Raw genomic sequence first — 14,794 nt, 5'->3', positions numbered from 1 at the left:
AATTGATTTATGAGACTTCTTGGCATTCAAACCAAGAAGTCTCTTTTATAAATATAGACAACACACTTTTCCTATAAATCAATAGTTAAAAAACTACACTTTTCCTATAAAAACGAGGGCTGGAAACCACACTTTTCCGAAAAAAGCGGTATTTTACCCTTATAAAACATGGATTTTACCCCATAAACCACTCTTTTAGTAAAGGCGATTTTCAGGACAAATCGTAAAGGACTTTTAAGGGATTGGAAAACCTTAATGACCGATAATGACCTTGACCTTAATGACCTTAACGACCTTATCCCCTAAATAGCCAGACTCCATTGTCAACAGAAAATCACATTACCCAAGCAAAAATGACAAGAAAGGCAGGATTGTTTTTTTTCAGAGAAAGAAGGAGAAAAATGCTCTTAAGAGCAAGAAAAAGTAGTTCCGATGGCACTTTTCACCCCTTCAGAAGGCAAAAATAAGAGGGGTAAAAGGCTGAATGAAGGGGGGAAAACGAGGAACTTCTTGATATATTTTGCCAAGATTCTCATAAAAAAGAGCAAAAAACTGGGATAGAGCGAAGAGGAATATGTACGGTTTTAGCTGTACAAAGCATGGTACTCTGCAGAAGCACTGTGCAAACTATTCCACTGACTGTCACTATCTTACAAACAAACATCATCCTTTCCGAATAACTTTCAGAAGCCTGATCCGGTCATTAAGAACCCGGTCATTATCGGTCATTAAGGATTTTCGGGGGCGGCGAAAATGGTGTATAGTATAATATTAAAATATTTAATATTATACTATAGGACTAAATGACCAGAACTGATTTTCCTTAATGACCGTTAATGACCGGGGGCTTAATGACCGGATGACTATGATTTACCATTACCCCATTTCACAAAACAGGGGAAAAGTGAAATCAAGTAAGGGGAAAACTATTGCATCCTCGGATGATTTTTTGTATCTTTGCACCGGCAATCGAAAGAACAGTCTTCTTGTGCCAAGAGTCGGTCATCTATGGAGACCGAGACTGGTCTTAATAGATGGCAGGCGCCGGTCATCAATGAAGACCACAAAATGGGCAGGAAACGGCTTTCTGGGGAATTGTGATTTAAGGAACTTTTAAACGCAGACTGAGCATGATCAACTTCAAGAAAGACTCCAGCATTACAAACAAGTGGGGAGAGTTATTCCTCCCCCTCTACCTTGCAGCTGTCGAATCCCATCTCCTTGGCTTTATCAGGACCAAAGGTAAAGTAGATGGCTTCGCCCTCATCACAAACCTCGCCTTTGGAGTTCTCCAGAGTCAGGTGGATGGTAACGATATTACGGCGCTGACTGGCGATGTGACCACGCACCGTAATCTGCGAATCGGTGGTCATCACAGGCTTCTTATACTTCACGTTGAGCTGCATCGTCACACCCGTGGTCTGCAGTTTGCGGTTGATAACCCAGCCTGCCACTTCATCCATCAGCATACTGATGATTCCGCCATGCAGGGTATTGATCCAGCCCTGATAATTCTCGCCGGGATTCCAGATGGTAAGCACATCCTCACCCTCTTCCCAAAACTCAAGATGCAATCCTACAGGATTGTTGGGGGCACAGCAAACGCAGTTGTAACCCTCCTTGTTCAAATATGGATTTAATATCTTCTTCATTTTTCCAACTGATTAAACTGATTTTTAACTGATTTCTTACTGATAAAACTGTTTAAAGACCACGCAAAGGTACGAATAATATCTGATAAGGCAAAGTTTTTAAAAAATATTATTATTAATTCCCTCTGATTACCTGAAAATAGAGGGTCAGACGGAGCCCAAACTGTTTAGAATAAATAAAAATACCTAGAAATGAGGATAAAGATAAAGCCTCCACTATTTAGCAGAAATGAAAATACCGTTTATTAAGTATTGCAGGATTTTGAAATACCCAGTACCTTTGCAGCGTGAATTAAAGATACTCGCAAGCGGCAGGCAAGTGCGCAAGAAACAATATAAAAACATAAAAGGAATGAAGAGATTTTTTTTTATTATTTTAGGCAGCATCAATATTTGCCTTGCTCATGCACAGAGCTTTAACGGACAGTATATTTCTGAATGGCAATGGGACATGAACAAGAATACCAATCTGATCAATCAGCTGAGATTGGAACTGAGTGTTCCGATAGGAAAAGGAAAGGATTCGTTCGAGGCGGCTACGCTGCATGTGGCAAAGACCAACGATGGCATTATTGATGACTGGCAGGTATTTTCGAACATAGATGCAGACAATAACTTCGCCATGCTTGCCGTGCTGGGCTACATGCACGAGTGGAATTCGGGCCATCTGTTTGTGGGTGTGAGAAACGTGAACGAGGATTTCTTCACCTCTGATGTTACGGCTCTTTTCCAGAACAGTTCTGAGGGAATTTTTCCTACCGTTGCTTCCAGCTATCCGATAGCCAACTATCCGTATTCAGGCTTGACCCTTTACTTTGATGTAACCAAGGGAAAATGGACTTTCAGAAACAGTCTGTATAATGGTGCGGGATATAATGGCTGGAAAGCCCACGACAATCCTTTCCTGGTCCGCCCGAAGAAGGATGGAATCTTCAATATGTCGCAGTTGGAGTACAACGATAAAGGTGGAAAATATTTTGCAGGTGCTGCCGTTCATACCCGTCAATATCCGATAAACGAGGATGGCGAAATGGTTTCTGCCGATGAATCCAAGGGCAAAACAACCTGTGCCTGGTGGGTCTATGGAGAGCAGAGTGTATGGAAGGCTGGCGACAAGAACATTTCGTGCATGGTGCAATATTCCGAGAACACCAGTCATCAGAATGCCTGCTACCGATACGCAGAGTTGGACGGTGCCTATCAGGACGAGAAGAACGAGTGCGGCTTGTCGGGCCAGTACGCCCGCTTCCAGCAGGGTTCAGAATATTCGCTGGAAGTAACCTGGAAAAGACAGCTGACGGAATCCATTTCCCTTCAGCCATCGTTCCAGTACATCAAAAACGACAATGGAAATTTCACGACGCTCAGTGCCCGACTCTATGTCAGTTTCTAGCAATCCATTTCGGCAAGACCAGGATGCCCATCACCAGGAAAGGGTAATAGAAGATGGCGCGCCAGAGCATGGCAGCGAGGATGGCTACCGAGGCATCGGGCAGGAAATCGGCATAATAAAGGCGGAACATCAACTCCGCCACGCCACTTCCGCCGGGCGTAGGACTCAGGATGGAAATCATCCACATCACCCATTGCCTGCACCAAGCCACCAGCATGTTGCCCTGACAATGGAAGGCTACGAGAATAGCTACCACGATGGCGAATCTCGACAACCACGCCAGGGAAGTATAACCCATCAGCTGCAGCCAGAATCTTACGCCCTCCAGCTTTGCCTCCTCCGAAGCCATCGTCATCTCCTCGGAAAACTTCTCTACCTTGGGCAGGAATCTGCGAAGGAAAGGAATCTTGCAGCACCCCTTCAATACCCATCCCAAAATTTGGGGACGATGCAGCAACAAGAGATAGAGAATGGCTGTCCAGACAACCACAATAAGGGTGCTGACGACGAAGACAACCTGTACTCCACCCTTGACCCATTCGTTTGTTGTATCCGTAGACATTCCCACTCCATCTGCCAGACTGAAAAGCAGATGCGATGGAACACAGAAATACAACAGGCAGCAGCTGATGGCAAGGAATGCCTCATCAGCCAGCAGGGCTGCAAACATAGTGAAGATGCTTCTGCCCATCGATATCCCCTCACGGTTCAGATAGACAAAAGCCAAGCCACTGCCACCCACCGCCGAAGGAGTAACGGCAGAAGTAAACTCGCAAAGTACATTGATGCGAAACGCCTCGGCTATCGACAACTTGCGCTGGCAAAGATGTCGGAAACGGAGAGTGAGCATCAGATTCTGGACGGCAAAGAGCAATACAGCCAAACCTACCCCCAGAAAAAATCTCGGAGACAATTCTATCCTGCTCAAAACTTCCACGTCAAACTCCCGAATCATCATTCCGGCGATGACCACCAAGCCGATGGAAGCTGCCACCCATAAATGCCATTTTTTCATATTATTCTCAAAATAAAACTATACCCTAATCATATATAGTAATATAACGATTAAATGGCCAATCTATTTTGTTGTCTGTCATTAAATGTTGATATCTATCCAAAACTTCTACAGCTATGTCATTCCAAGAGCGCACCAGAGTCTCCGCGGTTGCAATTTATGGGCATTTATAGACTATTTCTGCTCCACCTTCACTCCCGTAATCCGGCTCTTGAAATCGCCTGCCTCCTGGAGCGGGAACACCAGCGTGCGCTGATAATACATCTTGGCTGAAGGATTATACACGATAGGCTGAGTGGCAGCAGCATCGCTCTTCTGGAATGTAGCCAGGTCTTTCTGCTGCATCGCATAAAGAGTGATAGGACCCAACTCCTCGCGCAACTTGCCATCCACATAAAGACAGGTCTTCCTGTTGTCGCCCGTAATCGCCAGAGTTACCTTCTTGCCCTTCTCTACCCTGTAGTTGAACTTGTTGAGATAACCCTCGTGGGCAAAACCAAGCTGACCGCTTTCAGGGTCGGCAAGATAGAAGGTGGCATTATCTGACGAGAACAGCACCGTGCCCTTCGGCTCATCGGCTCCCTCGATGGTGAACTCCACCCGATAGCCATAGCCCACTTCCTTCTCGCCCGTGGTCTGACCAGGGTTCAAAGTCTCTATCCTGAGCAGCTTGCCCTTCTGCCAGCGTGCTGCCTCGTTTACCGCTGGAGCCTCGCTGAGCGCAAGGCGAAGACGATTGAAATCTTCAAAGGAGAAAGATGTAGCAGCACCCGTCCAGCACTTTGCCGACAGCGTCTGCAGGGCAGGGAACAGTCGGTCGTGAATATCCTTCACCGTAATGCCGTTGCCCGCATGGTCGTTCCATACGGCAAACATTCCGCCGAGAATGGCAGGGTCGTTCTCCTCGAACTTCTCGTTGCCAATCTGCGCCGGAGTCCAAGAATCGTAAAGATACCGGCAATTCAGGTAATCGTAATAATAGCCCGCTGCCGGAACGATGTAAACCAATCCGTCAGGAATGCTCACCAGTTTGTAGCCCAGGCGCTTCATCTCCTTCGGGTCAGCATAACCATTGTACCAGCAATGCATCATCACGTTCTCCGACTTCACCTTGGTGTCGCCCTTGGCATGAGTAAGTGCGCCCCAAACGGCTGCCTGCTTGCCAAACGACTCCACATATTTAATATAATAGTCGGTGAAATAGCGGAATTTCTCCACCACCTCCTTCTTGGCGTTGGAATACTCATCGGTTCCGATATGCACTACCTTGCCCCGGAACACGGGGTTCTTGCCCTCCAGATACTCCTTGAAGAGCCCATCCACAAACTTGTAGGTATCGGGATTGAAGAGGTCGAGATGATCCATGCCATATTCCTTGGAACCGATTTCCGGCTTGTAATGGGTGAAGGCGAGCGAATGGGCAGGCACATCTATCTCGGGGATGATGTTGACGCCATACTGCTCTGCCAGTTTCTGGAGTTCGATGAACTCAGCCTTGGAATAGCTGCCATCCTTCGCCGTGAGTCCCGGATAGGTGTCGCATTCCAGGCGGAAGGCTGCCGGAGTTTTCGCCCAATCGTTACCGAAGAACTGTCGGAATCCGTTATCGTTGAGATGAATCTGCAGGGTGTTCATCTTGTAATAAGACATCATCTTGACCAGCGAGCGCAGATAAGACATCGGGATGAACTTTCTGCCGCAATCCATCATGAAGCCTCGCAGCCCATAGGCAGGCGTATCCTGGGCAGAACCCTTTGGCAGCACGAAACCTGCCGAACGCTGCTGCTCTGAAAGCTGCAGCACGGTGCGGGTTCCCCATACCAGTCCTTCTACCGAAGAAGCCGTGATGGTAGTTACGTCGCTGATGGTGAGGCGATAGCCTTCCTTGCCGAGCAGTCGGGCTGATTTCCTAGCAGACTGGAGCACCAGCACGATGTCGCCGGCAGAGGGCTTTCCCGTCTTAGGCGTGAGCGTTTTTCCCACCAGGTCATGGTAATCGGCAGCAAAGAGTTTCGCCACCTCCTGGGCGTTCTTTCCGCCCTTCACCACGTATTTGCCCGATGGGGTAAACATTCCCTCTGCCCCGCTCCATTGCTTGAGTTCAGGGATTACAAAAGGTTTTTCGTTGACCGCTGCCCAGCCACACGAAAGCACCAAGGTGCAGCAAGCCGTCAGCAAGAGACGCTTGAAATCATTTAGGTTTTTCTTCATATTTTACTGTTTTATGTTATGAGTTAAATTTTTCATTATCAATCATTGATGCAGACATCAGAACATCTCATTACCAACAGTTGATGTCCGTATTCCCAGCATTCAGCGGCAAAGATACGAAGAAAAAACGAGACTTCTACTATTTTTTAGAGATTATTGACCGAAAACAGAAGAAAAAAGAAAATATCCTCCCAAAAACTTGTTCGTTTCTTAAAATAATCGTATCTTTGCTGCGGATATTCTATGAAAATCCGCAACGCTATTGCGGATAATCTATGAAAATCCGCAATAGAAACTTATAAAAAGAGCTATTATGATTAAACGTATATGCCATATTGACAATGATTTAGAAGACAGCATTTTTCTGTTTGGAGCCAGACAAACAGGAAAAAGCACTTTCTTGCGCCAGACTTTTCCTGACTGTATCTATATTGACCTATTAGATACTACCATCAAAGGACGATTCAAACGCCGTCCTTCCCTGCTCTACGAGATGCTTTCAGATAAAGAGACGGGAACATTGGTCATCATAGACGAAATACCGGAAGTGCCTGAACTACTCAACGAAGTGCATCGTCTGATGTCGGAAAAAGGAATCGTATTTATCCTATGCGGATCCAGTGCCCGAAAACTGAAGCGAAAGGGTTACAACACCTTAGGCGGAAGAGCTTATCCGGTTTACCTCTTTCCATTCGTTAGTGCCGAGATTCCGGACTTCAATCTCCAACGAGCCATCAATTATGGAATGTTGCCCCCACATTACCTGGCAAAGAATCCGCATCGACGTCTTTCAGCCTATATTGATGTTTATCTGAAAGAAGAAATCAAGGAAGAAGCTTTGGTGAGAAACCTCAACTCTTTCCAGCGATTTCTAGAAGTTGCAGCCCTGACAGATGGTGAGATCATCAACCTCAATAACATCGCCCAGGATTGTGGAGTAAGCGCAAATACCGTAGGCAACTATTTCGACATTCTGGAAGATACTCTTTTAGGTTTTCGCATTCCAGCCTACACCAAGACGAAGAAGCGCAGATTGGTACAGGCTCCCCGCTTCTATTATTTTGATGTAGGTGTCGCCAACCATTTATTGCATCGCAAGGAACTGGTTAGAGGCACTGCAGAATATGGTCATGCCTTTGAGCACTTGGTAATACAGGAATTAAGAGCCTGGCTTTCCTACCAGGAAAGTACAGAACAATTGAGTTATTGGCGAGCCTATACAGGACAAGAAGTGGATGCCGTGATAGGTGACGGTAGAGTTGCCATTGAAATAAAATCTGTAGAGGAAGTATTGCCAAGGCATCTGAAAGGTCTCAAGACTTTTGCATCTGATTACCCGGAAAGCCGACAGATGATAGTATCGCTCGACCCGATAAATCGAAAGATAGGAGAAATCGAATGTATCTACATCCTCGATTTCTTGAAAAAACTTTGGAAGGAAGGAATATAATCCTTCCCTCCAAAGATTATCCGAGTAATTAATCATAGAGAGTGCTTAATCGTAGAGAGTGCTTAATCGTAGAGAGTGCTTAATCGTTGAGAGTGCTTAATCGTAGAGATAGAAAATGCGCTCCATCATGTGCCACTTCTCGTCGCTCGTAGCACCCTTGCCGCACTTCTGGAACTTGCCTACCACTTCCTCCCACTCTGCCTGTCTAGGAAGGGTGGCGAGCTCTGCCATTTTCTTGTCCCAATCGAAATCTACGGGAGCATCTACAACCATCACCAGTCGGTTGCCGAAGATGTAAATCTCCATCTCCAGGATACCAACCTGACGGATTCCGTCACGAATCTCCTTCCATTGCACACCTTCTGAATGCAGGCGGCGATATTCACGGATAGCCTCCTCATCAGATTCCAGTTCCAACCACTGCACGTAGCGCTTGGTGGCTACCGGATACTTCTTCTGTTCATAACCTTTCATCATAATCATTAGGGGTTTAAAGATTAAATAATATGTTGTTTTGTTTATTTAGTGCAAAAATATAAAAAAAGATTGAACAAAACAAACCTAGTTACCGATATTTTGTTTATTTTTGCATTATCATTGCAGAAATGCATAATCAAGATTTGCAAAACGATTCTATGAAATTTAAGAAACTAAAGATTAAGATATGAAGAAACTACTTTTATCCATCGCCTTTCTGCTCCCTACTATGGGAATGATGGCGCAGACTCAGGTAAAGACTGCTGAAGGTATTCTCGAAGGAAAAGACCTCTCAGGCATCACTGTTTTCAAGGGTGTTCCATTCGCAGCCCCACCGGTAGGAAATCTCCGCTGGAAGGCTCCTCAGCCAGCCCAGAAATGGCAGGGCGTTCGCGAGGCAAAGGAGTTCGGACCTAACCCGATGCAGGAACCCATCTTCGGCGATATGAACTTCGGTACGAAGACCAACAGCGAGGATTGCCTCTATCTGAATATCTGGACTCCGGCAAAGACCATGAAGGAGCATCTGCCGGTTTTGATTTATTTTAACGGCGGAGGACTGATGGCCGGTAGCGGAAGCGAACCTAGATATGCGGGCGATGCAATGGCGCGCGAGGGAATCATCTCCATCACAGCCAACTATCGTGAAGGCATCTTCGGCTTCTTCGCTCATCCTCAGCTCTCCAAGGAGACCTCCTATAAGGGTTCCGGCAACTATGGTTTCATGGACCAGGTGGCTGCCATCCAGTGGGTGAAGGACAATATTGAGGCCTTCGGCGGCGACCCTAACCGCATCACCATCGTGGGCGAATCGGCTGGTTCCATGTCTGTAAGCGCCCTGATGGCTTCTCCTCTCTGCCAGGGACTCTTTGCCCAGGCTATGGGTTCCAGCGGTTCGGTGATGGGATTCAAGAAGATTGCCACCCAGAAGGAAGCCGAGGAGAAAGGCGTGCAGCTTGCCCAGAAAATAGCAGAGAAGATGGGTAAGGAAACAGGCAAGAAGGTGAAAAAGAACGTAGGAATGAAGAACCTCGACGAACTTCGTGCCCTGCCTGCCGAGAAACTGATGAAGCTGGCGGGCATAAGAGCCGTTCCGGTCTATAACATCGACGGATATTTCATGAAAGAACAGCCTATAGAGGTTTTTTCCAAGGGCGAACAGACCAAAGTGCCTCTGCTCATTGGCGGTAACAACCAGGAGATGACTCCATGGGCGGTATTGATGGGCAAACAACCTACCGTTGAAAATCTGAAGGCTGGTGCCAAGGCTACTTTCGGAGAAGAGAACATCGATGAACTCTTCCGTCTTTACGGAATCAACAGCGACAAGGATGTGTTGGAGCAGCCGGGTGTAGATCTGGCTTCAGATATCTTCCTGGATTATTCTACCTGGAAGTGGGGCAACATGCACAAGTTGACCGGCGGACAGCCAGTTTACCGCTACCGCTATTGTCATCCTCGTCCTGCCATGGCCATCAAGGGCAAGGTGGCAGCTTTGGCTGGCGGCGTGGTAGATGCCAAGGAAGGTGCAGCTCCTGCTCCACGAGATAAGGGTGCCGTTCACTCTGCCGACATCGAGTATGCAATGGGCACATTGCCAACCAACCGCGTATTCGACTGGCAGCCTGACGATTACATGATCAGCGACATCTTCAACCAGTATTACGTCAACTTTGTAAAGACCGGCAATCCGAATGGTCTGGGTCTGCCTGAGTGGCCATCCACCAACGGCAAGGCCGTAGCCCCTGTGCTTCAGATTGACGTAAATACCGTCGTGAAGTCTGATGCCCAGATGGAGAAGCGCTATGATTTCATCGACAAAATGTTCTGGGAGAAGAAATAGAGATGTTTCAGAAATTCATCATCAATAGAGACGGAGTGCTGAAGTTCGGCCACGTCTACCTGCATCGCGACATGCTGGCTCCAGGCGAGCAATGCACCTACGGCGGCGGATTGTGGAAGATAGACGAAGGCAGAGGTGCCATCGTACTTTATGGCAGAAGTTTTGACTTCGGTCCTCCCGATTTCGACTTTGTGAAACAGATAGACTGGACGGGCTTGGGGGGAACCCCTCGCCCGCTCCTCTATCTGCCTCATTGGCCTGACGAAGAAGAGATTGTGCCAGTCATCATCAATTGAGAAAATAGTATAATATTCTATAAATTCTATGCAAAAAGTTTGCTCGTAACAGATAAAAGCGTACTTTTGCGAAAAGAATTCATCCCCAGGAGAAGGACTCTTAAAGGAAGCATTCTATAAACCCAGAAGGGATGTATTCAATAAAATAAGTATTCACTTAAAAAAGCAGTATAGTATGAAAAAGAAATTAGTTTTGACTGCAGCCGTTATCGCTGCATTGTCTGTTGTCTCTTGCAACGGCAAGAAGACAAATAATAAGGAGGCTGACCAGGATAGCCTCAGCTATGCAGAAAAAGATTCGCTCAATTCGAACGATGTGGTTCTCGATTCTATCGCAGGCACTTACGAAGGTACTCTCCCAGCTGCCGACTGCCCGGGAATCAAGACTGTATTGACGCTTAATGCCGACAGTACATACCAGTACTCAGCTGACTATCTGGAGCGCAAGGACGGTCACGACGAAGCAAGCGGCATCTTCAAGGTTCTGGCAAACAACGTGGTAGAAATTACCCGCCCATCAAGCGGCGAGACAACCTACTTCAAGGTGAAGGATGCCAACAGTCTTATCATGACCGACTCTCTCGGTACCGAGCCTGAAGGCGCCATGGCTAAGCACTATGTGCTGACTAAGAAGAAGTAAATTCCTTATTTTAAGGAAGAAAGAAAACAAAAGAATAATGTAAAATCCCTCGTTCGAAAAGAATCGGACGAGGGATTTTTCATACTTAATTATCAACTTATAAATAGGAATTTGTATTATAAGCCAACATTGGTGCCATTATTGTCTGAAGAACTGTCACCAGTTTGGGAATTGCCACCCGATGGAGTATTACCACCTTCACTGGTTGAAGCACTACTCACAACACTAGCCTTCTTCACACTGGCAGAACTGTTAAGGTTAGCATTGCTCAAGGTACCGGTAGCACGAGCTCTGAGTTTCACACCGGCAATATTGTTTGCCGCAGTAAATTCAGCCTCAGTCTTGGCTCCCTCCTTATTGCGGATTCCCACGCTGAAGATGGCAAGGTTGTCAATCTTCACATTCTTACCAGCCAGGAGCTGCTCCTTGATACACTTCACCATGGCAATCATCATACCCAGGCACATCGCCTCAGTGAATCCCGTATTGTGCTCCTCCATGTGCTTGGCAAGTTCTGCCAAATCCATCGTCTCTTCTACCACAGGGAAAGCATACCACTTACCAAAAGCAAGACTCTTCTTGTTCTTGTTCTGCTTCAAAACGTACTTAATCATACCTTTCAAAATTTTGAGTTAATTACTGTCAAATCCACATCTCTATTTTCCTTCAAAGGCATAGGATCCATCGCCTTGTCCGTCAGAGAGTTTCATCGAGCAAACCCCTTTGGTTTACATAGCAAAGATACAACATTTTGAAAGGTCATTCAGACGATAGCATACGTTTCGTGAGATAGCATACTTTATAAGGATATTTTTATGGTTCACCCAGGTATTCAATGATAAGAGCCACCTCCTTAGGAGTGAAAAACTTGGCCGACTTACGATAGCCTAACTTATGGAGCCCATTTACGAGATCCGGGTTGCGACGTACCCAAGCCATCAAGTGATTCACAGCCGTATGAGCCGAATTGGCTGTTGGAAAATAAAGCCAGGCAAGCTCTGACTTGCCATAGGCTCTGACTTTAAATTCTGTCATATTATCAATCTTTTGAAATTACACAATGAATAAAATTATTACCCCCATACTTACGCCTCGTAAAGATGATACTTACGGAGCGTAAACCTTATGTTTAGAAAGGGCAGACATCAGAAGGAGGTGGCAGCAGGATTTCGGGTTTCTGCAGAGCCTCACCCAACAGGATATCGGCAATATCGGTGTTCGCCTCAAACTGCTCCATGAAGTCCACTACCCGATAATCCCAGCATCCACTCTTCGCCATCTGCTCCTTCCACTTGTCATACTCTCCGCTATCGGGATAAACCACGAGTCTTCGATGCTGCAAGGGGAGCAGCTTATCGGTCTGCAGATTGCCACATCCGCCCGTTGCCAGCCACAGGAACTGTGGATATCGGCAGGCACAGATAAGCGATGTCTTCTCACTCTCCACGATACATACCGTCTTATCGGGATAGCGGGGAAGCAGATGCTGTCCAAAGAGCACCTTTTCGGTATTCTGAAGCTGCGGTCCGACATGAGAACGTTCGCAGATGGAACGCATGGTGTTGGCCCATCCCTGCACCCGATGACCGTCATTGCGATAAGCCATCAGCTTGGCATCATGCACCCGCTGCTGTTCGTCTATCAGCCAGAACACCACTGCCCTGCCATAATTCACTCCCTGCACAACGACGTCTCGGGCAGTACCTCCCACACAATAATCGGCTAGCACCTGCCGGGCATCACCACCGATGTTCAGGCCTTCAAACCACATGCTGAAAGCACTCGGTCTCAGCATCGCCTTCTGTACCCATTCGGGGCTGAAGAATTCGGTCTGTCGTCTATCCTGAGGTTGCACCAGCAATCTGTTCTTACGGGAAAGCATCTCTCTGTTTCGGGCTTCATCTGCCCACTGATGCCCGTTTCCCAATCCCAGTAAGGGTTTACCATTTACATATTCCGTCTGGTAATCTTTCTTGCAGCTAAACTCCGGATGATCATGGAAATATTGACGCGGAGGATAATGATAGCCACACGATGCCGTATGATTGCATTTACCACATTCATCAGCCACATATTTGCCCGTCTCCAGATCCACATACCGGGTAAAGCACTTCTTGCGTCCACATTGAGGACAGACATAGCGGTTGGAACCACCGGAACGATAACGCTCCAAAACAAATCTGTTTTCTGTATCATTATACATACTATACTGAAATTTAAATATAAAAAAAATGTATCAGAGTGTATCATTTCCGCATTGATACAAAACAATCATTAATCTATTGATATTCAGAAGGTTATTATGTATCAAAGTTGATACATTCCCTTTGTATCAGATACAGCAGCTGTATCACTCATGATACAGTCTAACTATATCTATATCAATTAATTAAGTATTATTTTGTATCAAAAATCGGAATAATACATCCCTGATACAAATACTTACTTCTTGTAAGGCTTATTTGCCTTTTCTGTTCAAGTTATTGCTCTTGGCAACACGCTGAACCATACTCAAACTGGTACCCAATTTGTCAGCAATTTCCCGATAAGAAGAGCCATTAGGCTGCTTGAGTTCCTTCACGATGTCACGCTCCAGTTCAGCCTTCTCATCTCTTGATCTTGGCAGATGAGCCCGTTCCTCATCATAGCCACCATATTCAAAATGGAGCCATCCGTCAGAACTGGTCAACGTAAGTTCCTGCACGTTCTTGAAATCAAGTTCGATTGGGAGAGAACGATACTTCAGCTGAATGAGGTAGCGCATGTTCTTGTCCTTCTTCGATTTGTTGAAACCAATTACGTTATCGGCAAGGTTACTGAGAAGCTTACTACCAGCCAGGTCGTCGATTGTAAGCGGATCGCCCTGCTTGCGCTTAGGCACATGGGCAAGTATGAGCATGGTCCAGTTGTGAGTCATACGCATAGCTAACAGTTTCACCATGATGTTTCCTGCTTCAGCTGCCTCCTTAGAATTGATACAGAGATTGGTAAAGTTATCAATGATTATCAACTCTATATTCCGTTCCACGGCCAGTCGCTCAATCTCAGGAAGAATCAGGTTCTGGTCGGTAACATCGTGCATCTTGGTATAATCGATGCTAGCGTGGTAGAGCGTATTAGGAAACTCCTTGTTGGGATATCTCAAAGCCAATTGCTGCTGCGAAAGCTCAAAGTTAACAACAAGCACCCGCATTCCCTGTTCTGCCAAGTCAAAAGCTATCTGCATGGCGAGGACTGTTTTACCCACACCTGGACCGCTAAAGAGAATCGTAGTCTCTTGTTCCACCAGAATATGGGGACAAAGTTCCTTTGGTGGATCCATCCTCAGTCCTTCCATCCGGTAGTCATTGAAAGGAGACACATTGAAAAAGCTAGGCTTGTCCTGCTGCTGAACAGCCCCTGGAGCAAGAGTCTGAGCCTGTTTCTGGGATTCAGTCTGCTGCTGAGTTTCCTGAGCCATAAACTCATCCAATTTCTCTTTAGAATCTATATTAATCATACCGTCCTCCTTTCTTGATATAATCAACAGATCCCTTACTTGCCATCATCTCCTGCACGTGCTTGCGATAAGCCGCAGCCGGAGGGGCGTTGCTGTGGAGTAAATACTCATTGAGGATTTCTCCGATGTGGCGAGGGGCAGATGAGCTTGACTCAAAACTACCCATACAAACATAATTATTATGTTTCATAATAAAATGGCAAAAGATGTGTTCCCAAAGCCTCAACAGGCATCTTTTGCAAGAAACCAACACTGCGAGAGACTTATATATCGCAATGCTCCAAGAATCTAGCTTAATGCGCATTACTATCTTGGTTT

At 46.3% G+C, this 14,794-nt stretch carries 14 protein-coding genes; 5 read left to right on the top strand and 9 right to left on the bottom strand.

Features of this window, described 5'->3' with window-relative positions; translation table 11 throughout:
- Window positions 1-1,178 precede the first annotated feature (1,178 nt).
- On the bottom strand, window positions 1,179-1,652 hold the full coding sequence (locus tag ACQRBJ_RS09275; protein WP_022121659.1) for a PaaI family thioesterase: 474 nt from the start codon (window positions 1,650-1,652) through the stop codon (window positions 1,179-1,181).
- A gap of 352 nt (window positions 1,653-2,004) precedes the next feature.
- Here ACQRBJ_RS09275 and ACQRBJ_RS09270 point away from each other — a divergent pair, with 352 nt between their 5' ends.
- The gene (locus tag ACQRBJ_RS09270) at window positions 2,005-3,045 is read left to right on the top strand and encodes a carbohydrate porin (RefSeq protein WP_445303437.1); all 1,041 of its coding nucleotides are present in this window, start codon (window positions 2,005-2,007) and stop codon (window positions 3,043-3,045) included.
- On the opposite strand, the gene ACQRBJ_RS09265 is transcribed toward ACQRBJ_RS09270, so the two are convergent.
- Window positions 3,035-4,060 (bottom strand): lysylphosphatidylglycerol synthase transmembrane domain-containing protein, encoded by a 1,026-nt coding sequence (locus ACQRBJ_RS09265; protein ID WP_445303436.1) that lies wholly within the window; start codon window positions 4,058-4,060, stop codon window positions 3,035-3,037. The two genes, ACQRBJ_RS09270 and ACQRBJ_RS09265, sit on opposite strands and share 11 nt — an antisense overlap.
- 174 nt (window positions 4,061-4,234) lie before the next feature.
- A complete protein-coding gene (locus tag ACQRBJ_RS09260) occupies window positions 4,235-6,271 on the bottom strand; it encodes a family 20 glycosylhydrolase (RefSeq protein WP_445303435.1) in 2,037 nt (678 codons plus the stop codon).
- Window positions 6,272-6,584: 313 nt separating this feature from the next.
- Between ACQRBJ_RS09260 and ACQRBJ_RS09255 the strand changes: the two genes are divergently transcribed.
- Window positions 6,585-7,721 (top strand): ATP-binding protein, encoded by a 1,137-nt coding sequence (locus ACQRBJ_RS09255; RefSeq protein WP_445303434.1) that lies wholly within the window; start codon window positions 6,585-6,587, stop codon window positions 7,719-7,721.
- 96 nt (window positions 7,722-7,817) lie between these two features.
- Here ACQRBJ_RS09255 and ACQRBJ_RS09250 read toward each other — a convergent pair whose 3' ends face one another.
- Window positions 7,818-8,195 carry an L-rhamnose mutarotase gene (locus ACQRBJ_RS09250; protein ID WP_089544357.1) on the bottom strand — a complete coding sequence of 126 codons (378 nt, stop codon included), beginning with the start codon at window positions 8,193-8,195 and terminating at the stop codon, window positions 7,818-7,820.
- 190 nt (window positions 8,196-8,385) lie between these two features.
- On the opposite strand from ACQRBJ_RS09250, the gene ACQRBJ_RS09245 reads away from it, so the two are divergent.
- The 3 genes from ACQRBJ_RS09245 to ACQRBJ_RS09235 all read left to right on the top strand — a co-directional run bounded on the left by ACQRBJ_RS09245 (window position 8,386) and on the right by ACQRBJ_RS09235 (window position 10,977).
- Entirely contained in the window at window positions 8,386-10,041 is a 1,656-nt protein-coding gene (locus tag ACQRBJ_RS09245; protein ID WP_445303433.1) for a carboxylesterase/lipase family protein, read from the top strand.
- A gap of 2 nt (window positions 10,042-10,043) precedes the next feature.
- Window positions 10,044-10,337 carry a hypothetical protein gene (locus ACQRBJ_RS09240; RefSeq protein ID WP_153125560.1) on the top strand — a complete coding sequence of 98 codons (294 nt, stop codon included), beginning with the start codon at window positions 10,044-10,046 and terminating at the stop codon, window positions 10,335-10,337.
- A gap of 175 nt (window positions 10,338-10,512) precedes the next feature.
- Window positions 10,513-10,977: a copper resistance protein NlpE gene (locus ACQRBJ_RS09235; protein ID WP_217762216.1), complete on the top strand. Its 465-nt coding sequence runs from the start codon at window positions 10,513-10,515 to the stop codon at window positions 10,975-10,977.
- Between the two features lie 116 nt (window positions 10,978-11,093).
- Here ACQRBJ_RS09235 and ACQRBJ_RS09230 read toward each other — a convergent pair whose 3' ends face one another.
- The 5 genes from ACQRBJ_RS09230 to ACQRBJ_RS09210 form a co-directional block, all read right to left on the bottom strand.
- A complete protein-coding gene (locus tag ACQRBJ_RS09230) occupies window positions 11,094-11,591 on the bottom strand; it encodes a DNA-binding protein (protein WP_445303432.1) in 498 nt (165 codons plus the stop codon).
- A 199-nt stretch (window positions 11,592-11,790) separates the two neighbouring features.
- Entirely contained in the window at window positions 11,791-12,012 is a 222-nt protein-coding gene (locus ACQRBJ_RS09225) for a DUF4248 domain-containing protein (RefSeq protein ID WP_153125568.1), read from the bottom strand.
- Window positions 12,013-12,106: 94 nt separating this feature from the next.
- On the bottom strand, window positions 12,107-13,180 hold the full coding sequence (locus tag ACQRBJ_RS09220) for a DUF6371 domain-containing protein (protein WP_445303431.1): 1,074 nt from the start codon (window positions 13,178-13,180) through the stop codon (window positions 12,107-12,109).
- A gap of 255 nt (window positions 13,181-13,435) precedes the next feature.
- Window positions 13,436-14,476 (bottom strand): AAA family ATPase, encoded by a 1,041-nt coding sequence (locus ACQRBJ_RS09215; protein WP_445303430.1) that lies wholly within the window; start codon window positions 14,474-14,476, stop codon window positions 13,436-13,438.
- Complete coding sequence (locus tag ACQRBJ_RS09210) at window positions 14,469-14,666, bottom strand: hypothetical protein (RefSeq protein WP_445303429.1); 198 nt, start codon at window positions 14,664-14,666, stop codon at window positions 14,469-14,471. The genes ACQRBJ_RS09215 and ACQRBJ_RS09210 overlap by 8 nt, the downstream gene beginning before the upstream one ends.
- Between the last annotated feature and the right edge of the window lie 128 nt (window positions 14,667-14,794).

The sequence above is a fragment of the Prevotella sp. SGI.167 genome (assembly GCF_050313615.1).
In the GTDB taxonomy this organism is placed as follows: Bacteria; Bacteroidota; Bacteroidia; order Bacteroidales; family Bacteroidaceae; genus Prevotella.
Note: the sequence above shows the minus strand (reverse complement) of the source record. Positions and strands in the feature narration are given on the sequence as shown.